At 70.3% G+C, this 20,948-nt stretch carries 16 protein-coding genes; 2 read left to right on the top strand and 14 right to left on the bottom strand.

Features of this window, described 5'->3' with window-relative positions; all coding sequences use genetic code 11:
- Window positions 1–6 precede the first annotated feature (6 nt).
- Window positions 7–1,488: an APC family permease gene (locus tag BS83_RS34695; RefSeq protein WP_232248597.1), complete on the top strand. Its 1,482-nt coding sequence runs from the start codon at window positions 7–9 to the stop codon at window positions 1,486–1,488.
- Here the strand turns inward: BS83_RS34695 and BS83_RS34700 are convergent.
- Window positions 1,479–2,408 carry a PfkB family carbohydrate kinase gene (locus tag BS83_RS34700; RefSeq protein WP_051944547.1) on the bottom strand — a complete coding sequence of 310 codons (930 nt, stop codon included), beginning with the start codon at window positions 2,406–2,408 and terminating at the stop codon, window positions 1,479–1,481. The genes BS83_RS34695 and BS83_RS34700 overlap by 10 nt on opposite strands.
- Window positions 2,409–2,454: 46 nt before the next feature.
- Window positions 2,455–3,015, bottom strand: a complete 561-nt coding sequence (locus BS83_RS34705) for a PadR family transcriptional regulator (protein ID WP_037607325.1) — start codon at window positions 3,013–3,015, stop codon at window positions 2,455–2,457.
- A gap of 110 nt (window positions 3,016–3,125) precedes the next feature.
- Between BS83_RS34705 and BS83_RS34710 the strand changes: the two genes are divergently transcribed.
- Window positions 3,126–4,244: an LLM class flavin-dependent oxidoreductase gene (locus tag BS83_RS34710; RefSeq protein ID WP_037607327.1), complete on the top strand. Its 1,119-nt coding sequence runs from the start codon at window positions 3,126–3,128 to the stop codon at window positions 4,242–4,244.
- On the opposite strand, the gene BS83_RS34715 is transcribed toward BS83_RS34710, so the two are convergent.
- The 12 genes from BS83_RS34715 to BS83_RS34770 form a co-directional block, all read right to left on the bottom strand.
- The gene (locus BS83_RS34715) at window positions 4,216–4,506 is read right to left on the bottom strand and encodes a hypothetical protein (protein ID WP_037607329.1); all 291 of its coding nucleotides are present in this window, start codon (window positions 4,504–4,506) and stop codon (window positions 4,216–4,218) included. The genes BS83_RS34710 and BS83_RS34715 overlap by 29 nt on opposite strands.
- 254 nt (window positions 4,507–4,760) lie before the next feature.
- Entirely contained in the window at window positions 4,761–5,096 is a 336-nt protein-coding gene (locus BS83_RS34720; protein ID WP_084714586.1) for an RNA polymerase-binding protein RbpA, read from the bottom strand.
- A gap of 190 nt (window positions 5,097–5,286) precedes the next feature.
- Complete coding sequence (gene secG, locus BS83_RS34725) at window positions 5,287–5,526, bottom strand: preprotein translocase subunit SecG (RefSeq protein WP_037607331.1); 240 nt, start codon at window positions 5,524–5,526, stop codon at window positions 5,287–5,289.
- Window positions 5,527–5,668: 142 nt separating this feature from the next.
- A complete protein-coding gene (gene tpiA / locus BS83_RS34730; RefSeq protein ID WP_037607332.1) occupies window positions 5,669–6,457 on the bottom strand; it encodes a triose-phosphate isomerase in 789 nt (262 codons plus the stop codon).
- An 11-nt stretch (window positions 6,458–6,468) separates the two neighbouring features.
- Window positions 6,469–7,686 carry a phosphoglycerate kinase gene (locus tag BS83_RS34735; protein WP_037607333.1) on the bottom strand — a complete coding sequence of 406 codons (1,218 nt, stop codon included), beginning with the start codon at window positions 7,684–7,686 and terminating at the stop codon, window positions 6,469–6,471.
- Between the two features lie 132 nt (window positions 7,687–7,818).
- Window positions 7,819–8,823, bottom strand: a complete 1,005-nt coding sequence (gene gap / locus BS83_RS34740) for a type I glyceraldehyde-3-phosphate dehydrogenase (protein WP_037607334.1) — start codon at window positions 8,821–8,823, stop codon at window positions 7,819–7,821.
- 248 nt (window positions 8,824–9,071) lie between these two features.
- The gene (gene whiA / locus BS83_RS34745; RefSeq protein ID WP_037607335.1) at window positions 9,072–10,052 is read right to left on the bottom strand and encodes a DNA-binding protein WhiA; all 981 of its coding nucleotides are present in this window, start codon (window positions 10,050–10,052) and stop codon (window positions 9,072–9,074) included.
- Window positions 10,043–11,083 (bottom strand): gluconeogenesis factor YvcK family protein, encoded by a 1,041-nt coding sequence (locus BS83_RS34750; RefSeq protein ID WP_051944548.1) that lies wholly within the window; start codon window positions 11,081–11,083, stop codon window positions 10,043–10,045. Before BS83_RS34750 ends, whiA begins: the two co-directional genes overlap by 10 nt.
- Window positions 11,084–11,136: 53 nt before the next feature.
- Entirely contained in the window at window positions 11,137–12,048 is a 912-nt protein-coding gene (gene rapZ, locus BS83_RS34755; RefSeq protein ID WP_051945739.1) for an RNase adapter RapZ, read from the bottom strand.
- A 56-nt stretch (window positions 12,049–12,104) separates the two neighbouring features.
- Window positions 12,105–14,117 carry an excinuclease ABC subunit UvrC gene (gene uvrC, locus BS83_RS34760; RefSeq protein ID WP_051944549.1) on the bottom strand — a complete coding sequence of 671 codons (2,013 nt, stop codon included), beginning with the start codon at window positions 14,115–14,117 and terminating at the stop codon, window positions 12,105–12,107.
- 73 nt (window positions 14,118–14,190) lie between these two features.
- Window positions 14,191–14,397 (bottom strand): hypothetical protein, encoded by a 207-nt coding sequence (locus BS83_RS34765; RefSeq protein ID WP_037607337.1) that lies wholly within the window; start codon window positions 14,395–14,397, stop codon window positions 14,191–14,193.
- 129 nt (window positions 14,398–14,526) lie between these two features.
- Window positions 14,527–20,805 carry an RHS repeat-associated core domain-containing protein gene (locus tag BS83_RS34770; protein ID WP_037607338.1) on the bottom strand — a complete coding sequence of 2,093 codons (6,279 nt, stop codon included), beginning with the start codon at window positions 20,803–20,805 and terminating at the stop codon, window positions 14,527–14,529.
- Window positions 20,806–20,948: the final 143 nt, after the last annotated feature.

Below are 20,948 nucleotides of genomic sequence, written 5' to 3' on the forward strand. Positions count from 1 at the left end.
CCGGCCGTGCAGAGACAGACCGCCCCGCGCCGGGTGAAGCTGATGCCCCTGGTGGCGCTCATCTTCTTCAGCGTCTCCGGCGGCGCCTACGGCATCGAGGGGCTCTTCTCCACCTCGGGGCCCGGCATGGGCCTGCTGCTGATCGTGGTCACCCCGCTCATCTACAGCATCCCGCACGCCCTGGTCTGCGCCGAGCTCGGCACCGCCATCCCCGTCGACGGCGGCTTCTACCACTGGGTCCGCCGCGGTCTCGGCACCTTCTGGGGCTTCCAGCAGGGCGTACTGCGCTGGGTCTGCAGCTTTGTCGACATGGCGGTCTACCCGGTCCTCTTCACCAGCTACCTGCAGAGCATGGCCGCCGCCGTCGCGCCGGGCAAGCACGTGCTGTTCAGCCTGGGCAGCTTCCAGTTCGACCTGAACTGGTTCATCTGCCTGGCGGTCATCGTCGTCTTCACCCTGGTGAACCTGCTCGGCGCGGCCTGGGTCGGCGACTCCTCGGTGGTCTTCGCGATCATCTGCCTCACACCGATGCTGCTGCTCAGCGTCGTCGGGTTCGCCCACCTGATCGGCCACGGCGCCGACCCGGTCGGCCAGTTCACCACCGGCCCGGACCAGTCCACCTGGAACGCCTTCGGCGCCGGGCTCTTCCTGGCCATGTGGAACTACAGCGGCTGGGACAGCGTCTCGACCGTCGCCGGTGAGATGGAGAACCCGCGCAAGCACCTGCCCAAGGCGCTCGGCGTCTCGGTCGTGCTGATCGCGATCGGCTATCTGCTCCCCTCCCTCGCCTCCCTGGCCGTGGGCAGGGACGGCCACGCCGGATGGGCGAACTGGGACAGCGGCTCCTTCTCGGACGTGGCCAAGGCGCTGGCCGGGCCGTGGCTGCAGTGGACGGTCACCATCGGCGGCATGTTCGCCTCGGTGGCGATGTTCTCCGCGCTGCTGGCCTCCAACGCGCGGCTGCCCTTCGTGCTCGCCGAGGACGGCTACTTCCCCGGCTGGGTGGCCAAGAAGAGCGCCCGGCGGCAGGTCCCGCTGGTGTCGATCATCGGCTCCTCGGTGATCTACGCGCTGTTCTGCCTCAGCAGCTTCAGCAACCTGATCATCGTGGACGTCTTCCTGACCAACATCAGCCTGCTGCTCCAGGTCGCCGCGCTGATCGCGCTGCGGATCCGCGAGCCCGAGCTGGAGCGCCCCTACCGGATTCCCGGCGGCTGGTTCTCGCTGTCGGCGATCACGCTGAGCCTGCTCGGGGTCTGCGCGTGGGCCGCCTGGAACCAGTACGTGGACAGCGGCACCCAGGCCGTCACCTACTGCCTCTACGTCGTCGGCGGCTCGACCCTGCTGTACCTGCCGCTCGCCTGGCGCCGTCGCCGGCTCCAGGCCCGGCGGCCCAGCCTGGTCGCCGCCGTCGGCACGGGCGAGCACCCCGCCGGGCCGCAGCTCGTCACCGCCGCGTCTGCCACCGCCGGCCGGCCTCAGGACTGAGCGAGCGCCGCCGCCAGCTCGGCACGGGTCGGCGGCTGCGCGCCGGGGCGGGTGCAGGCCAGCGCGCCCGCCACCACGCAGCGCCGCAGCAGCGCCGTCAGCTCGTCGGCGCTCTCCGGCAGCCGGATCCCCGCCGCGTCGAAGAGGCCGTCCAGCAACGACGACTGGAAGGCGTCGCCCGCACCGATGGTGTCCACGACGGCGACCCGCGGCGCCGGGATCTCCGCCCGGTGCCCGGCGGTGAGCGCCAGCGCACCGGCGCCGCCCCTCGTCAGCACGACCAGGCGCGGGCCGAGCGTGAGCAGGCCGCGGGCCGCCTCCTCCGGGGTGCGGTCGGGCCAGAGCCAGGTCAGGTCCTCGTCGCTGGCCTTGACCACGTCCGCCGCCTCCACGACCCGCGCGGCGGCGGCGCGGTAGGCGTCCCGGTCCGGCTGGACGGCGGGGCGGACGTTGAGGTCGACCGAGACCGCGCGGCCGGGCTCGCCACGGAAGGCGGCGCAGGTCTCCGCGACGAGGGTCGCGCCCGGCTCGATCACGACCGCGAGGGAACCGGTGTGCAGCAGGGTGACCTCGGGCTCCAGCGGGAACGCGACCGGATCCCAGGCGGTGAGGAAGTCGTAGTCGGCAGCGCCCGTCCCCGGGTCGAGGTGGGCCAGCGCGATCATCGTCCGCCCCGAGGCGTCGGGCGCGCGGCGCACCCGCAGTCCGGCGGCGGCGAGGTGCTCCGCGACCAGGCCCCCGGGGGCGTCCTCGCCCCAGCTGGTCAGCAGGGTGACCGGCCGGTCCAGCCGCCGCAGCCCGAGCGCGACGTTCGCGGGGCTGCCCCCGGCGTGGGCGCTGAGCGTCGTGGCCCCGTTGGGCCAGACGAGATCGACCAGCGCCTCGCCGATCACCGCGACACTGCGACCGTCCACCGCCATGGCGGGGGCCTCCTTCTGATGACTCGTCGGACCCGTCGACCCCTGCTCAGTGATCGGACGGCGGCTGGGTGATGTGGGCCAGATCGGCGAGCATGGCGTCGATCCGGTCCCGCTCGTCGGTGTAGTACCGCACCGCCCAGCGCAGGGTCAGCGCGGGGAACGTCCACTCCGGCGTCCCCGCGGCGGCCGCCACGTCGGCCTCCGCCTCGGCCCGGCGCTTCTCCGCGGCCGCCCGCTGCGCCACCAGCAACTCCCGCAGCCGCTCGGACTCCTGGAGGTGCCCCAGCCACAGACGCAGCATCGGCCCGTGCTTCAGCACGACCGGCTCGACCGGCGTCTCCCGCGCCCAGGCGCGCAGCGCGTCCTCGCCGGCCGGCGTGATCCGGTACAGCCGCTTGGCGCGGATGTCCCCGGCCACCTCCTCGGAGGCGGTGTACCCGCACGACTCCAGCCGTCTGAGCTCGCTGTAGATCTGACTGTAGGAGGGGCTCCAGTAGAAGAAGCCCAGACTCTGGTCCGCCCACTTCTTGAGGTCGTAGCCGGAGAGCTCCCGCCCGAAGGACAGCAGCCCCAGCACCGCCCAGCTGGTGATCGGCAGAGGGTTCATCCCGGCAGTGTACGTGCTCCGACAAGACGCCTTCCGTTCTTCGGATATGACTGCTAGTCATATACCTGTTAGGCATATCGGAGGCGGAGACGTCAGGTCGGAGGCAACCCGTGAAGTTCTCCATGATCTTCGAGGCGCAACTCGCCCACCCCACCCCCGAACGCGAGCACGCCCTGCTCCACGACAGCGTCGAGCAGGCGGTCCTGGCCGAGGCCGTCGGCTTCGACCGCGTCTGGGCGGTGGAGCACCACTCCCTGCTCCGCTACGCGCACATGAGCGCCTCGGAGATCTTCCTGACCTGGGTCGCCGCGCGCACCTCGCGGATCAGGATCGGCCACGGCGTCGTCACCATGCCCTTCGGCTACCAGCATCCGCTGCGCGTGGCCGAGCGCAGCGCGATGCTGGACGCCCTGTCGGGCGGCCGGGTCGACGTCGGGGCGGGCCGCGGCGCGACGGCCCAGGAGATGGCCATGTTCGGCGTGCGCGCCGAGGACACCTACCCTCAGGTCGAGGAGGCCCTGCGGATCATCGCGGCGGCCTGGTGCAAGGAACAGTTCGAATGGCACGGCTCCCTCGACATCGGCCCCGGCGCGGTCCTCCCCCGCCCCGCCCAACTGCCGCACCCGCCCCTGTTCATGGCCTGCAGCAAGCACGACACGCTGCGCACCGCGGCGGAGTACGGCGTGGGAGCCCTGGTCCTGGGCTTCGCCGGCGCGCAGGACGTCCGCGAGATGCGGGCGGTCTACGACGCCGCCCTGGCCTCACGCGACGGCTCCCGCCTGGTCTCCACCGAGGTCAACGACCACTTCGCGGCGCTCTGCCCGACGATCGTCCTCGACGACGCGGCGGAGGCCTACCGGATCGGCACCCGGGGCCAGCGCTTCTTCGCCGAGTCCATCGCCCACTGGTACGGGGGCGGCCCGGAACCCGCCGAGGACGCCCCCGACGAGGACCACGCGGCGGTGATGGCCACCCACGAACGGCGGTTGGTCGCCGAACTCCACGAGTCCCGGGTCCCGGTCCGTCCCAGCGCGACCGGCACCTTCAACGTCGACCACGCCTACGGCGACGCCGCGACTGCCCTGGCCTACGTGGAGCAGCTCGCCGCCATCGGCGTGGACGAGGTCATCTGCCTCGTCCAAATGGGCACGGTTCCCCAGGAGGCCTGCCTGGAGACCATCCGGCAGTGGGGAGAACACGTCATCCCGCGGTTTCCCGACCGGGGGTGACGTCCGCCGAGGACTCCGTCCGAGGGGGGTTCTGGGCGCGGCGGATGATCCAGGACAGCAACGGAACGCCGATCACGGTGGCCGGAAGCGACTGCCACGTCTCCGGCAGCAGGATGACGCCGCCCGCCGCGAGAGGGACCGTCACCGCAAGGACCAGCAGGAGCAACGGCGGCCGGCGGAGCAGGCGGAGCAGGCGGAGGTTCCTGGCGAACGTCCAGCCGGAGCTGGGCTCTTCGGCGTCCTCGCGTCCCCGTGGACTCATGACGCCATGGTGCCACCGCGGAGCCCGCCCGGAAACGCCCCAGGGGCGCGAGACTCTGCCGATCTGCGCCTCCGGCACACGGGCGCGACACCCCACCGCGAAAGCCGTCCCCGGAAACGCCCCAGGGGCGCGAGGAACGGCGCGACAAGCCACCCACAGGGGGGATGGCCCTCAACGTAAAGGGCCGTCCGTACAGGGTGGTTGCTCGCGCAGTTCCTCGCGCCCCTGGAGGCGGTGCAACTGGGCGGCGAAGCTCAGATCTCGCCGCGGAGCTTGGCGAGGGCCTCGGCGAGGATCGCCTCGCCGTCGGCGTCGCTGCGGCGCTCGCGGACGTAGGCGAGGTGGGTCTTGTAGGGCTCGGTCCGCGGCGGGGCCGGCGGGTTCTCCTCGTCCTGCCCTGCGGGGAACCCGCAGCGCGGGCAGTCCCAGGTCTCGGGGATCTGCGCGTCCGACGCGAAGCTCGGCTTCGTCTCGTGCCCGTTGGCGCACCAGAAGGAGATGCGCAGGCGCGGAGCGGACTCGCCGCGCTCGGCCTCACCCATCGGGCCTGCCCCGACCCTGCTGCCACGGATGGCGTTGCCACTTGCCACGGTCTGACTCCCTGCGTGATGGTGCGGTACTGCGACCGACCCGGTCGGACTCCGCCCGGGCGAAGGTCGTCCTAGTGTACGGAACGCATAAGCGTCGCCCCACACCCCCATCGGTGACGACCGTCACCATGATAGGCGCGGAGGCGACGCTCCGTCAGAACTCCTGACAGCGTCCCGCTGACCTGCGATGTCAGCCGTTCTTGGCCTTCATCAGGAGCGACAGGATGATGATGCAGGCGAACCAGCCCACGCCCATGAAGATGGTGATGCGGTCGAGGTTGCGCTCGGCGACCGCGGAACCGCCACCCGTGGAGGACATACCACCACCGAACATGTCGGAGAGGCCGCCGCCCTTGCCCTTGTGGAGCAGGACCAGAATGATCATCATCACGCTGAAGAAGATCAACGCGATAGAGAAGCCGAGGATCACAGCCGGACCAATCTTTCAGGTGAGTGTCAGCGAGCAGTAAGGCCCAGCACCACGGGGTGCCGGGCCCTACCACCTTAGGCGTGCGACAGCCTACGGGGAAACAGCTGCGCTGGACAGCTCCGACCGAAGCGGTCGGAGGCGATCAGGAAACGCCCTGGTCCCGGTAACGGACGATCCGGACGAACTCCTCCGGGTCCAGCGAGGCGCCGCCGATCAGCGCGCCGTCCACGTCGGGCTTGGCCATGATCCCGGCCGCGTTGCTGCCCTTCACCGAGCCGCCGTAGAGAACGCGCACCTTGTCCGCGACCTCCTGCGAGTACAGCTCGGCCAGCCGCACCCGGATCGCGCCGCAGACCTCCTGCGCGTCCTCGGGGGTGGCCACCTCGCCGGTGCCGATCGCCCAGACGGGCTCGTAGGCGACGACGATCTTCTCGACGTCCTCGGCGGAGACCTCGACGAGCGCGCCGTCGAGCTGGGCCAGGGTGTAGGAGACCTGGTTGCCGGCCTTGCGGACGTCCAGGCCCTCGCCGACGCAGAGGATCGGCACGATGCCGTTCCTGAACGCGGCCTTGACCTTGCCGTTGACGATCTCCTCGTTCTCGCCGTGGTACTGGCGGCGCTCCGAGTGGCCGATCACGGCGTAGGTGCACTTCAGCTTGGACAGCATCGGGCCGGAGATCTCGCCCGTGTACGCGCCGGAGTCCTGCGCGGAGATGTCCTGGGAGCCGTACTTGATCTTCAGCTTGTCGCCGTCGATCAGGGTCTGCACCGAACGCAGGTCGGTGAAGGGCGCGAGGACCGCGACCTCGACCGCGTCGTAGTCCTTGTCGGTGAGCGCGAAGGCGAGCTTCTGGGTGTGGGCGATGGCCTCGAGGTGGTTGAGGTTCATCTTCCAGTTGCCGGCCATGAGCGGCTTGCGAACGTCGGTCATGTCAGTGGTACTCACTTCTCCAGTGCGGCGAGGCCGGGCAGGGTCTTGCCTTCGAGGTACTCGAGGCTGGCGCCGCCACCCGTCGAGATGTGTCCGAACTTGGTCTCGTCGAAGCCCAGCAGGCGCACGGCCGCGGCCGAGTCGCCGCCGCCGACGACGGTGAACGCGTCCGAGTCGAGCAGGCCCTGCGCCACGGCGCGGGTGCCGTCGGCGAAGGCCGGGTGCTCGAAGACGCCCATCGGGCCGTTCCAGAAGACCGTCTTCGCGTCCGCCAGCTTGGCCGCGAACAGCTCCTCGGTCTTCGGGCCGACGTCCAGGCCCATCTTGCCCGCGGGCATGGCGTCCACGCCGACGACCTCGACGTCCTCGACCGGGGCCTTGGCCTTGAGGTCGGGGAAGCTGCCGGATACGCGCGCGTCGACGGGCAGCACGAACTCCACGCCCTCGCGCTCGGCGCGGGCCAGGTACTCCCGGACGACCGGGATCTGGTCCTCCTGCAACAGCGAGCTGCCGACCTCGTGGCCCTGGGCCGCGAGGAAGGTGAACATCATGCCGCCGCCGACCAGGATCCGGTCGGCCTTGCCGAGCAGGTTGTCGATCACGGCGAGCTTGTCGGAGACCTTGGCTCCGCCGAGCACCACGACGTAGGGGCGCTCGACGTCCTCGGTGAGGCGCTTGAGCACGCCCACCTCGGTGCCGATCAGCAGGCCCACCGCGTGCGGCAGCCGGGCCGGCAGGTCGTAGACGGAGGCGTGCTTGCGGTGCACCGCACCGAAGCCGTCGCCGACGTAGAGGTCGGCCAGGGCGGCCAGCCGGTCGGCGAACTCGCCGCGCTCGGCGTCGTCCTTGCTGGTCTCCCCCGCGTTGAAGCGGAGGTTCTCGATGACGGCCACCTGGCCGGGCTCCAGCCCGTCCACGGCGGCGTGGGCGGCCGGACCCACGGTGTCGTCGGCGAAGGCGACCGGGCTGCCCAGCAGCTCGGCCAGCCGCTCGGCGGCCTGGAGCAGCGAGAACGCCGGGTCCGGCGCGCCCTTCGGGCGGCCCAGGTGCGAGGCGACGATCACCTTGGCGTCGGCCTCGACCAGCTTCTTCACCGTCGGCAGGACGGCGCGGATGCGGCCGTCGTCGGTGATCACACCGTCCGACATGGGCACGTTGAGATCGGCGCGGACGAAGACGCGCTTGCCGGCGACTCCCGGGCCGGCGATCAGGTCGTCGATGGTCTGCATGATGCGAGTACTTCCCTTTTCGGGTGGACAGGCCACTTCATCTGGTGAGGCGAGCGAGGTGGGATGCGACACGGACAGGGTCCGGACGACACGTCCGGACCCTGCCTGCTCACACGTGCTTGTGCCAACTCGTCAGAGCTGGCCGCCGACCAGGGCGGTCAGGTCGACGAGACGGTTCGAGTATCCCCACTCGTTGTCGTACCAGCCGAACACCTTCACCTGGTTGCCCTGGACCATGGTCAGGGGCGCGTCGAAGATGCAGGAGAACGGCGAGTTGACGATGTCGCGGGAGACGATCGGGTCCTCGTTGTAGTGGAGGATGCCCTTCAGGCTGCCCTGCGCGGCCTTCTGGAAGGCCGCGTTGACCTCGTCCTTGGTGACCTCACGGGAGAGGGTGACCACCAGGTCGGTGATGGAGCCGGTCGGGACCGGGACGCGCAGCGAGGTGCCGTCGAGCTTGCCCTTGAGCTCCGGCAGCACCAGCGCGGTGGCCTTGGCGGCACCGGTGGAGGTCGGGATGATGCTCAGGGCGGCGGCGCGGGCGCGGCGCAGGTCCTTGTGCGGGAAGTCCAGGGTGACCTGGTCGTTCGTGTAGGCATGCACCGTGGTCATGAAGCCCGTGACGATGCCGAACGCCTCGTTCAGCACCTTCGCCATCGGCGCGACGCAGTTGGTCGTGCAGGAGGCGTTCGAGATGACGGTGTGGCTGGCCACGTCGAGCTTGTCGTCGTTGACGCCCATGACGATGGTGATGTCCTCGTCGGTGGCCGGAGCCGAGATGAGGACCTTCTTGGCACCCGCGGCCAGGTGCTTCTTCGCACCCTCGGCCTTGGTGAAGATGCCGGTGGACTCGATCACGATGTCGGCGCCCAGCTCGCCCCACGGGAGCGCGGCGGGGTCGCGCTCGGCGGTGACCTTGAAGGTCTTGCCGTCGACGGTGATGCTGTCGTCGGTGTGGGTGACCTCGGCCTGGAAGGTGCCCAGGGTCGAGTCGTACTTGAGCAGGTGCGCCAGGGTCTTGGTGTCGGTCAGGTCATTGACACCGACAATCTCGATGTCGGCGCCCTGGGACGCGATCGCACGGAAGTAGTTGCGGCCGATACGGCCAAAACCGTTGATGCCTACCCGGATCGTCACGAACCGATCTCCTCGCTGGTACGCCGGCCTACGGCCGACGAGCTGGAATGGGATGTCCCCGACCGCTTAAGACCCTACCTCCGCCGGGTGGCGAAGAGCACATCCGACGGACCTGTACTAAGAGGACCTTTGGCAGTACATCCAGTTGCACGACGAGGGGCGCGACGGCGGGTGAGTCGCAGCACGCACAGGGGCGCGGGGTTCCCCGCGCCCCTGTGCGTACTGCAACGTCCCGGCTGCCGGAACGATCAGCCGACGACCATTTCCTCGGTGAGGCTCTGCTCCGTGTTCGGCATGCCCAGCTCAATCGCCCGCTTGTCGGCCATCGCCAGCAGGCGCCGGATCCGGCCGGCCACCGCGTCCTTCGTGAGCGGCGGGTCGGCGAGCGAGCCCAGCTCCTCCAGGGAGGCCTGCTTGTGCTCCATCCGCAGCCGGCCGGCGGCAGCCAGGTGCTCGGGGACCTCCTCGCCGAGGATCTCCAGCGCCCGCTGCACCCGCGCGCCCGCCGCGACCGCGGCCCGCGCGGAACGCCGCAGGTTCGCGTCGTCGAAGTTGGCCAGCCGGTTCGCCGTGGCCCGCACCTCGCGGCGCATCCGGCGCTCCTCCCAGGCCAGCACCGACTCGTGCGCGCCCAGGCGCGTCAACAGCGCGCCGATCGCATCGCCGTCACGGATGACCACCCGGTCCACGCCGCGGACCTCCCGCGCCTTCGCGGGGATGCCGAGCCTGCGCGCCGCGCCGACCAGGGCCAGGGCCGCCTCCGAGCCGGGGCAGGTGATCTCCAGGGAGGAGGACCGTCCGGGCTCGGTGAGCGAGCCGTGCGCCAGGAACGCGCCACGCCACGCGGCCTCCGCGTCACAGGTGGCACCGGAGACCACCGCCGGGGGGAGACCCCGGATCGGGCGTCCGCGCCCGTCCACCAGCCCCGTCTGCCGGGCCAGCAGATCGCCGTCCTTGACCACCCGCACCACGTACCGGCTGCCTCGGCGCAGCCCGCCGGGGGCCATCACCACCAGGTCCGAGGAGTGTCCGAAGATCTCCAGCAGGTCCTTGCGCAGCCGCCTCGCCGCGACTCCGGTGTCGAGTTCCGCCTCGATCACGATGCGTCCGCTCACAATGTGCAGACCGCCCGCGAAGCGCAGGATCGCCGACACCTCCGCCTTGCGGCAGCAAGCCCGGGTGACGGGAAGCCGACTGATTTCGTCCTTCACAGCTGCCGTCATCGCCATGGCGCGATCCTTCCATGCGTTCTGAAGATCCGGTCGTACGCTGCGGCCAGAAGCTCCGGGTCGTGTCGCGCGCCGTCACCGGCCGCGACGGGTGCCAGCACCAGTTCGGCGCCGAGGCGCTTGGCCGCCTCGCGGAGCGCCTCGATGTCGGTGGCGGCGCCGACGGCGTCGGCGTCCGCCAGCACGAAGTCCAACTCGACGCCGCGGGCGTGCTCCAGGAAGACCTCCAGGTGCCGCTGCGGCGAGAAGCCCTCCGTCTCCCCCGGCTGGGCGACCAGGTTGAGCGCGAGGACCTTGCGGGCCTGGGTCGTGCTCACCGCGTCACGCAGCTGAGGGACCATCAGATGCGGAAGCACGCTGGTGAACCAAGATCCGGGGCCGAGGACCACCCAGTCCGCGGCGTGCACCGCCGCCACCGCCTCCGGCACCGCGGGCGGGTCCTCGGGCAGCAGCCTGATCGCTTCCACGGTACCCGGTGTCACGGCCACCTCCGCCTGGCCCCTGACCAGGCTCAGCTCCTGCGGGAGCTCCGGGTTCAGGCCGCGCACGGTCGCCTCGATGTGCAGCGGGACCGCCGACATCGGCAGCACCCGCCCGTGCGCGCCCAGCAGCCGGCCGACCCACTCCAGCGCGGCGACCGGGTCGCCCAGCTTCTCCCAGAGCGCGACGATCAGCAGGTTGCCGACGGCGTGACCGTGCAGTTCGCCGTCGCTCTGGAAACGGTGCTGGATCACCTCGGACCAGGTCCGGCCCCACTCGTCGTCGCCGCAGAGCGCGGCCAGGGCCTTGCGCAGATCCCCCGGCGGCAGCACGCCGAGCTCGTCCCGCAGCCGACCGCTGGAGCCGCCGTCGTCGGCGACGGTGACCACGGCGGTGAGCTCGCCGGTGAGCCGGCGCAGCGCCGAGAGCGAGGCGGAGAGGCCGCGGCCGCCGCCCAGGGCGACGATCCGCGGTGCCCGCCTGCCTCGGCGTCGCGACTGCCGGAACGGTCCGCCCGAGCCGCCGGACGAACCGCTGTAGGATCCCGCCACCCGCGCCCCTATCGTTCCGTGAGGCGCCCGGACGTCATCCGCGTCCGTGCCTCTTATTCACGCCCCATGTCCCGGTGGACCAGCACCGTTTCCAGGCCGTCGGCGATCAGGCGCTTCGCCAGCCGTTCCGACATCGCCACACTGCGGTGCTTTCCTCCGGTGCAGCCTACGGCAATCGTCATATAGCGCTTGCCCTCGCGGCGGTACCCCTCGGTGACGATCCGCAGCAGCTCGGCGTAGCCGTTGAGGAACTCCTTGGCGCCCGGCTGGTCGAACACGTACCGGGCCACCTCCTCGTCCGTGCCGGTGTGGGCGCGCAGCTCCGGGACCCAGTGCGGGTTCGGCAGGAACCGGCAGTCCACGACCAGGTCGGCGTCGACCGGCAGGCCGTACTTGAAGCCGAAGGACATCACCGTGGCCCGCAGCTCGGGCTCGGCCTCGTCGGCGAAGTGCGCGTCCATCTTGGCGCGCAGTTCGTGGACGTTGAGGTTGGAGGTGTCGATCACCAGATCGGCCTCGCCGCGCAGCTCGCGCAGCAGCTCGCGCTCGCGCTCGATGCCGTCCACGATCCGGCCTTCGCCTTGGAGCGGGTGCGGGCGGCGGACGTTCTCGAAGCGACGGACCAGGGCGTCGTCGGAGGCCTCCAGGAAGACCACGCGAAGCCGGACGCCGCCCTTCTCCAGATCGTCCAGGGCGGTGCGCAGGTCGTCGAAGAAGCTGCGGCCGCGGACGTCGACGACGGCGCTTATCCGGGCCACCGCACCCTGGGAGCGGGCGCCGAGGTCGACCATGGTCGGTATGAGGGCGGGCGGCAGGTTGTCGACGACGAACCAGCCGAGGTCCTCCAGACACTTGGCGGCGGTGCTGCGACCGGCGCCGGACATGCCGGAGATGATCACGAGCTCCGGCACCTCGGAGGTCTCCTGCGGCTCCTTCGGCCCGGCGGCCTCGTGCGTCCCGTGCAGCGCGTCGCCCGGCTCCGGGGCTGCTGCTTCGGTTCGCCTTTCAGGCGTGCTCACTTCTACTCCCCGCTTTCGGTCGCATCAGTACAAACAACGCTCGCGGTCGTCTGCGGCTTCCCGATGTCACTCTCTCGAGTGACTGGTCCTGCTGACTCTTCCATAATCTCCCCCGTCGCCATGTTGACCGCCGGAGCGGTCGGTGTACGCGAGGCCAACGCCGCGGCAACGGCCTCCGCCGTGCGTCGGCCGACCCCCGGAACCTCGCAGATCTCCTCGATCGTCGCCGCTTTCAGCTTCTTCAGCGAGCCGAAGTGCTTGATCAGCGCCTGCCTGCGGGTCTCCCCGAGCCCCGGAACAGTGTCGAGGGCGCTGCTTGTCGCACGCTTGGCCCGCTTCTGGCGCTGGTAGGTGATCGCGAAGCGGTGCGCCTCGTCGCGGACCCGCTGGAGAAGGTAGAGCCCCTCGCTCGAACGCGGAAGCACAACCGGGTCGTCCTCCTCCGGAAGCCAGACCTCCTCCAGCCGCTTCGCGAGCCCGCACAGGGCGACGTCGTTGACGCCGAGCTCCATCAGCGCCTGCTGTGCCGCGGCCACCTGCGGCTGCCCGCCGTCGACGACGATCAGCTGCGGCGGGTAGGCGAAACGCCTGGCCTTGCCGGTCTCCTCGTCCTTGAGCGGGGCGCTCTCCTGGTGCCGGAAGCGGCGGGTGATCACCTCGCGCATGGAGCGGACGTCGTCCTGGCCCTCGAAACCCTTGATCGCGAAGCGCCGGTACTCGCTCTTGCGGGCCAGCCCGTCCTCGAAGACGACCATGGACGCGACCACGTCCTGGCCCTGCAGGTGGGAGATGTCGTAGCACTCGATCCGCAGCGGCGCGCTCTCCAGCCCGAGCGCGTCGGCGATCTCCTGGAGCGCGACGCTGCGGGTGGTGAGGTCGGCGGCGCGCTTGGTCTTGTGCAGCGCCAACGCCTGGAGCGCGTTGCGCTCGACCGTGGCCATCAGCTCGCGCTTGTCGCCGCGCTGGGGCACCCGCAGGTCGACCTTGCTGCCGCGCCGCTCGGCGAGCCACGCCAGCACCGGCTCGACGGGCTCCGGCAGCGCGGGCACCAGCACCTCGCGCGGCACGCCCTCGCCGCTCTCCTCGCCGTACAGCTGCAGCAGCGCGTGCTCGACCAGTCCGGCGGTGTCGACCTGCTCGACCTTGTCGGTCACCCAGCCGCGCTGCCCGCGCACCCGGCCGCCGCGCACGTGGAAGATCTGGACGGCCGCCTCCAGCTCGTCCTGCGCGAACGCGAGGAGGTCGGCGTCGGTGCCGTCGCCGAGGACGACGGCGTTCTTCTCCATGGCGCGCTTCAACGCCTCTATGTCGTCGCGCAGGCGACCGGCCTTCTCGTACTCCATCTCGGCGGCGGCCTCGCGCATCTGCGTCTCCAGCCGCTTCAGGTACGCGCCCGCGTGGCCGGCCATGAAGTCGCAGAACTCCTCGGCGAGCTCGCGGTGCTCCTCGGCGCTGACGCGCCCGACGCAGGGCGCGGAGCACTTGCCGATGTATCCGAGCAGGCAGGGCCGGCCGATCTGCTCGGCCCGCTTGAACACCCCGGAGGAGCAGGTGCGGACCGGGAAGACGCGCAGCATCAGGTCGACGGTCTCGCGGATCGCCCAGGCATGGCCGTAGGGACCGAAGTAGCGCACGCCCTTCTTCTTGGGCCCGCGCATCACCTGGACCCGGGGGAACTCCTCGTTGAGCGTGACGGCGAGGGAGGGGTAGCTCTTGTCGTCGCGGTACTTGACGTTGAACCGCGGGTCGAACTCCTTGATCCAGCTGTACTCCAGCTGCAGCGCCTCGACCTCGGTGCCGACCACGGTCCACTCGACGGACGCGGCCGTGGTGACCATCGTCCTGGTGCGCGGGTGCAGGCTCGCCAGGTCCTGGAAGTAGTTGGCGAGCCGCTGCCGCAGGCTCTTGGCCTTCCCGACGTAGATCACACGGGAGTGCGCGTCCCGGAACTTGTAGACCCCGGGCGAATCCGGAATCTGCCCGGGGGCGGGACGGTAGGTGGACGGGTCAGCCATGCCTCACAGGTTATCGATCGCCTGTGACGGACGGGGTGACCTGCGCGGATTTGGACATGAGAGGCACGGTCGCTCAGCTCCTGCCCTCCGGCCCCTGCTCCGCCTTCGTCGAGGCACCGCGCCGCCGGACCCATCGGACGGTCTCCCCCACCAGCCACACCGTGCCCAGGCAGGCCGCCAGAAGCCAGAAGACGTGGTGCGAGAGCCAGCCGGGAAGTTTCGCGATCACGATGATCACCGCGACGTAGCCGCAGAAGATCAGGAGCGGCCGCTTGGACACCGAACTCCTCATTCAAGGTCCTCTCGTAACGTTGCACGTGTGGCGGGGTCCGCCCACCCCTTGGCTGGACGGACCCCGGCCCTTGTCGGGCGACCGCCGTAGCCCCGGGTGAGGCTACGGCGGGGACGCCTACAGGTACCTGGAGAGTGCCAACACGAGGCCGGCGACCCTGCTCCAGAGAGCGTTGGACACCTGTCGGCGGATCGCAACGGGAATCCAGCGGGTGAATCCGGCGGTGAAGAGTCCTATGACGAACGCCTCCACCCCGGTGTACACGTAGTCCCAGAACCCGTGGTGCCCCGAGCTCATCCAGAGATCGAAGACCGCGACGGCAGCCGCCGTCGCCGCGTGCCAGAACAGGTAGCCGAAGAGAGTCCCGCACAGCCCGCCGGTCTCTCCGGTGCAGAGGGCCAGGACGACGCCCGCAACTGCGTTGAAGGCGACCATGAGCGCCCAGCGGACGGCACCCTTGACGTAACACTTCCAGTTCCAGCCGCACCACTTGCCATCGATGTCGAAGTTGGTGAGCGGGTTCTGGTACACGTAGTCGTACGGGTTGGCGTTGCCGCCGCTGACCGGGTCCACCTGGTTGAAGCGGCCCGTGTTCGGGTTGTAGACCCGGACGCCCATCAGGATGGTGCCGCCGAGCGGGGTCGAAGCCCGCTGCGCACCACCGAGCCAGCCGTACGTGGATGCGGCGGCGGTCTCCTGGGCGCCGAACTCGGTGTAGGTGTACGTCGCCGTCGGGCCCAGATCGCTCGTCCCGGCGACCTCGGCCGCCATCACGTCGCCGTGGAGATCGACGAGTTGCAGCGTGGTGCCGGCGCCGGAGACCTCGGCCGCGAGCGAACCGAAGGCGGTCACGTTCCGGGTCGAGGTGCCGTCCGAGGCCGTCGTGAGGAACGGGTTGTCGCTGTCGTCGGCGTAGTAGTCGGTCGTGGTGACGCCGGTGACGCTGTCCGTGGAGGACCCGAAGCGCTCCCCCTGCGGGTCGAGCTGGTAGCTCACGGTGTCGCCGGCCTGGCTCTGGGAGGCGACGAGCCCGTTGTCGTAGTAGGAGGCGGTCAGGGCGCCCGTTCCGCCGGCGTCGACCGCCGGCGTGGTGGTGATGTCCCCCAGGGTGTCGTAGGTGTAGCCGGCGTCGGTGATCCGGTCGGCGGCGTCGTAGGCGTGGGACTGCGAGGTCGTCGACGTGGTCTGGCAGGAGCCGTCCGTGGCCGGTGCGCCCGTGGTCCGGGCCGTCCGGTTGGAGTCGGCGTCGTAGCTGTAGCTACGGGTGGTGCACTGTCCTGCCTGGGTGTCGGCGACGGTGGCGAGCCTGTCGTTGGCGTCGTAGGTGTAGGCCTGGCTGCTGCCCAGAACCGTCCGCGCCGCCCAGTCGTCCGCGCTGTTCAGCGTGACGGAGTCGCTGAGCGATCCGGCCCACTGGCTGTTGGCGTAGGTCAGTCCGGTCGCGGTGCCCGTGGCGTCGTAGCCGTACGTGCCGGTGGTGCCACCCGGGTACGCCTCCTGGGCCAGGCGGCCGTCGGGGTTGTAGGAGGCGGTGAAGGTCCCGGCGAGGGTGTCCGTCTCCGAGGTGACGTGGTCGCTGTGGTCGCTTCCCTCGTCGTAGGTCAGCGTGGTCGTGTTGCCGCCGGAGCTGCGACTGGTCAGGGCACCGGCGAGGCTGTAACCGAAGCTGGTGGTGCGGCTGTTCGCGTCGGTGTAGGTGCTGGTCTGGCCCCAGTCGTCGTAGGTGGTCCTCAGGTCGGCGCTGACGTTGCCGGATCCGTCCAGACTCTGGCTGTCGGTGGTCAGGCCGGTGGTCGGGTCGTAGACGGTCTGGGTCGGCGCGACGGCCGCGCCCATGCCCGTGCCGGTCGTGCCGATCACGTTCTTGATCTGACGGCCGGCGGCGTCGTAGGTGACGGTGGTGGTGCGCACGGCCGAGGTGCCGTCGGCGGCGGTGTACGAGTCCGTCTTGGTGACCGGCTCGAGGTAGGTGTTGTAGGTGTACTGGACGACCGGCAGGCCGGCGAGTCCGGTGGTGACGGGCTGTGCGGCGGGCTCGGTCTTGCAGACCAGGTCGGTCCAGGCCGGCTGGTTGCCACAGGCCGAGTCGGCGCTGTTGGAGCCCGCCGTGTAGTAGACGGTCCTGGTCGTTCCGACCCCGGCGCCCCCGCTGTCACTGGGCTGGCTGCTGGAGGTCTGCAGCGGTTCGCCGCCGTAGAGCGAGGAGTCCTCGTTGAAGGCGACGGCCTTGGTGATGTCGAGCTTTCCGGTGCCCGGGTCGGTGATGGTCTGGAGCGGGTTGTGCAGGGTCCAGCCGATGTTGTCGGTGCCGTCGTTGTAGACGTTCTGGGTGGTGCGGACGTCGACGTCGCTGCCGCCGGTCACCGAACTGCCGATGCTGGCACCGACGGTGACGGTGGTCACCAACTGGTAGGGGTTGCCGTTGGCGTCCTTGTCGCCGTTGGGCGCGCCCTGGTCGTAGACGTTGTGGGTGTGGTCACGGACGGTCTGGATGGCCCCCGCGGCCAAGGCCTGGTGGGCCGGCCCGTAGGTGTCGGTCAGCTCGGTCCCGTCGGAGCTGTAGAGGACCTGGGTGTCGAGCTGGGCCGCGACGGCGGCGGACTGGGTGCCGGCGGCCAGGGCGGTGGCCCGGTTGGCGGCGGTCAGTTCGCGGACGGTGTTGCCGAACTGGTCGTGCTCGGTGGTGGAGATGTTCCAGCCGCCGTTGTACGTGGCGGTGTTCACCTGACGGCCCTGCGCGTCGAAGTACAGGATCTGGGCGTAGGTCCAGTCCGTGATCGTGCCGGACGGAGCGTGGTCGGCCGGGAAGACCGCGACGGCCGAGGTCGGCACGTCCTCCTGACCCCAGGTGGCCACGGTGTTCGAGTCCATGTCCGCAGGGCCGCCTGCGGCGATCGTGAGCGGCACGCTGTAGGCGATGACGGTCTTGGCGCTGCCGCCGCCGTTGGTGGCGTTGTGGGTGCGCGTGACCGAGACGAGCTTGCCGTAGTTCGCGTCGGAGGCGTTGTAGTCGTAGGCGAGCTGCCACGGCTGGAGCACGTTGGCGGGCTGGCCGCGGTCCTGGGCCGGGTAGACGGAGGAGATGCGGCCGTAGTCGGAGTCGCTCTGCGTCTCGTCGTACAGGTACATGGCCTTGAGCGGGGTGGTGATGCGCGGGTCCCACTCGTACTTGAGACGACCGGTCGAGTCGTAGGTGTAGTCGGCGACCGGAGTCTTGGTGAGGGTGGTGCCGTCCGAGGTCAGGAAGTCGATCTCGGAGATGTTGCCTGTGGTGCCGTCGTAGGCGAACTGCAGACCGCGGCAGCCGACCGCCCAGGAGGCGGAGGTGGCCGGGTAGGGGCACGCCGTGGTGTTCGGGGCGCTGGTCGCCGCGTCGGGCGCGACCATGAGCATCAGCTTGCCCTGCGTGGCGCCGCTGTTCGGGTCGTAGACGAATCCGGTCGACTTGCCCGAGCCGGGCTGGGTGACCGTGGACGGCAGGTACAGGCCGCCGACTCCGCCGGTGGGCAGGACGAAGGTGACCTGGGTTCCGGTGGTGTCGGTCAGGGTGAAGCCGGCCGATCCCTTCGACAGCGTCAGACCGTCGGCCGCGGCCTCGCCCTGACCCGTGTAGGGGGTGGTGCCGTTGCTCGCGGTGCCCGCGGCGAAGGTCAGCGTGGAGCCGTCCCTGCCGGTGAGCAGCGCGTAGCTGCCGTCGTCGGTGATCGACGCCCAGGAGGCGCTGGTCCCGGCAACAGGGAGCGACGCGTTCCAGCCGGGGCCGAAGCCGGTGTTGACGGTCGGCTTGAGCGAGTTGAAGGTACGCGCGACGCTGAGGCCGGAACCGTAGGACGCGATGTTCACGTCGGTGGCGCTGACCGCGGCGTTACCCGATTGCAGGCCCACGGTGACCGGGCCGATCTGGGTGGTGCCGAAGTCGGTGCCGGTACCCAGGCGGTCCAGGGTGACCGTGGTCGGCGGGGTGGTGTAGCTGTTCGAGCCGTTGGTCACCACCGCCTCGATCTGGACGAGGCCGTCGTCGTTGATCGTGTGCGCCGCGTTCCACACCAGCGTGGGGCTGTACGAGTGCGCGGTGCCGCCGAATACCTCGTTGGCGTCCGCGACCGGCCACGAGGTCAGCGTGGTCCCGTTGTTGGTGACGTCGGAGACGGGGACCGTGGTGAAGGCGCCACTGGTGCCGAGGCGGTACTGGAAGGTCGTGCTCGAGCCGATGCCGTAGGAGCTGGACGCAGAGAGGTTGAAGGTGTTCGAGCTGGAGGACTGGGCGGTCGGCTGGTCCAGGCCGCCGGTGCCCACGCCGAACTGGTAGTAGGTCGGCGCGCTGGCGACGCCGGCGTTGCTGTGTGCGGTGACCCGCAGCGAGTGCCAGCCGTTCCCCGGAGTGAAGGTGACGCTGCCGGTCGAACCGGTGGCGAAGTCGTAGCTGCCGCCGTCGAGCTGCCACTCGTAGCCGTACACGTCCGTCGCCGTGTCGGTCAGGGTGCAGGTGGTGCTCGCCGTGGACGCGGTCCACTGACCGGAGGGGTAGTTGGTGCAGGACACGGTCGGCGCGGTCGGGGTGCTGGTGTCGATGGTGAACGCCTTGGCGGCGGTCCACGCCGAGTAGTCGTGTCCGTCGTACGCCCTCACCTGCCAGGTGTACGCGCCGTCGGCGAGTGCCGTGGTCGGCTTCCAGGTGGCGGCAGAACCGGAGTTCACAAAGGCAGTGGTGCCGGAGGCCTTGACCGTGCTTCCAGAGAGGATCTGGTAGCCGTACTGCACCGTGTCGCTGTTGGCGTCCGTCGCGGACGCGGACAGGGTCGGCGTGCCGGTCGAGGTGTACGTGGTCGAACCCACGACGTTGCTCGGGCTCACCGAGAGGTTCGCCGGGGTGGCCGGCGGGTTGTTGTAGGTGATCGAGAGCGACGGGTTGTCCGCGAAGCGCTTGAACTGGACGTCGTTGGTCTCACTGGAGTTGAGCAGCACGAACGTGACGTTCGTCCAGTGCCCGGCGGCGGCCGAGGTGACCTGGTTGAGCCAGTTGAAGCTGCCCCCCACGTTGCCGCTGCAGGCCGGCCCGAAGTTGGCCGATCCCTGCTGGGTGACCTTCGCCGGGGCGTTGTTCCAGTTCGTGCTGGAGCTGATGCCGTTGGTGGACCAGCCCTGGATGGAGTAGCTGGTCGTGGCGCAGCTGGCCGAGTAGGTCTCGGTCGCGTTCAGCGAGGCGCTGATGACCGTGCTGCCCCAGATGCTGGACGGGATGGCGACCTGGTAGTAGGTGCGCTCGATGCCCGTCGGTGAGGAGAAGCCCTGGTAGCCGACCGCGAGCCCGGTACCGGGGGCGGCGTCGTAGTTCGAGGTGGTCGGGTAGGCCTGCTGGACCTCGTCCCAGTTCATCGTCGCGCCCGAGGTCGGGTGCGGCACGAAGGCCGGGTCCTCGAAGACCGGGAAGACCGTGGTCTTCGCCGACAGCAGCGAGGCGTCCGCGCTCAGGTGCAGCTTGTGGTTCTTGAAGCTGGCCTTCACCCGCGCCTGGTGCGCGTGGTTGCCCGCCGTGCGCGCGGACGAGTGCGTGGCCGGCTGCGGCACGGTCGCCGCCTGCGCGGCGTGCGCGCCCGCGGCCGCCGCAGTCGTGGTGGTACCGGCGGTGGTGGCCGAGTCCCACATGACCGGGGCAGGCGAGTTGACCAGCAGGCGGCCGCCACTGGTGTCACTCAGGTTGCCGCCCGCGTCGGCGCTGACGGTCGTGCCGTTACTGGCGCTGACGGCCTGGGTCAGGTCGGCCAGGCCGGGGTCGGCCGCCGCGGTGGCGTTCTTGATGACCAGGGTCTCCTCGACCCCGCCCGCCACCGTCGCGGTGACCTGCAGGTCCACCCCGGACGGCAGCACGTTCGCGTACGTGAGCGTGGCACCCGAGGCCGTCGGCTTCGGCAGCGCGGTCGGCCACGTCAGGCCGAGTTGCTTGCCGTCGACCGTCATCGTCGCCAGCGCACCGGTGCCACCGCCGGACAGCACCAGCGAGGACTCCGCCGTCGCCGGGGACCAGGTTCCGTTCTTCGCCCGGACGAGCGTGGCGTCCAGGTCCTTCCACGCGCCCTTCTGCTTGACCCACTTGGGTTGCGCGAAGGCGTTGTAGGAGAAGGTGCCGTCGGGGTTGGCGAAGGTCTGCGACGCGTCGGTGCGGTAGTCCAGCACCTCCACCGGGCTCTTCTGCTTCTTCGCCGCCATCATCGCCGCGTAGGCGTCGGGTCGCGACGCCACCGGCACGACCGCCGACTTGCCGGCCTTGGCGGGCGCCGCCTCGGCGGGGGCGATGGTCGCGACCATCGACGCGACCAGGGCGGCGGTCACCGCGACCGCCGCCCGTCTGGTCACCGGCGGGCTTATCAGCCCGCCCGCGAACTGCCGTGAGAACACGGATCAATCTCCTCGGTGTGTGGGAAACGACGTCTGTGACACGTCCTCGGGCATCGGTCCCGGTGACGCGCGCAGCACGAGAAGCCGACCCGGGGCAGCACGACTGCCCCGGAGCCGACCAGCTGTGGGTGGTGGGTGGCGGT

Source organism: Streptacidiphilus rugosus AM-16 (assembly GCF_000744655.1).
In the GTDB taxonomy this organism is placed as follows: Bacteria; Actinomycetota; Actinomycetes; order Streptomycetales; family Streptomycetaceae; genus Streptacidiphilus; species Streptacidiphilus rugosus.

What these genes read in the sequence shown, in the direction of transcription:
- BS83_RS34705 (WP_037607325.1), bottom strand. Translation starts at nt 3,015, where the DNA reads ATGAACCCTCTGCCGATCACCAGCTGGGCGGTGCTGGGGCTGCTGTCC.
- BS83_RS34700 (WP_051944547.1), bottom strand. Translation starts at nt 2,408, where the DNA reads ATGGCGGTGGACGGTCGCAGTGTCGCGGTGATCGGCGAGGCGCTGGTC.
- BS83_RS34715 (WP_037607329.1), bottom strand. Translation starts at nt 4,506, where the DNA reads ATGAGTCCACGGGGACGCGAGGACGCCGAAGAGCCCAGCTCCGGCTGG.
- whiA (WP_037607335.1), bottom strand. Translation starts at nt 10,052, where the DNA reads ATGGCGATGACGGCAGCTGTGAAGGACGAAATCAGTCGGCTTCCCGTC.
- tpiA (WP_037607332.1), bottom strand. Translation starts at nt 6,457, where the DNA reads ATGACCGACGTTCGCAAGCCGCTCATGGCCGGCAACTGGAAGATGAAC.
- BS83_RS34735 (WP_037607333.1), bottom strand. Translation starts at nt 7,686, where the DNA reads ATGCAGACCATCGACGACCTGATCGCCGGCCCGGGAGTCGCCGGCAAG.
- uvrC (WP_051944549.1), bottom strand. Translation starts at nt 14,117, where the DNA reads ATGGCTGACCCGTCCACCTACCGTCCCGCCCCCGGGCAGATTCCGGAT.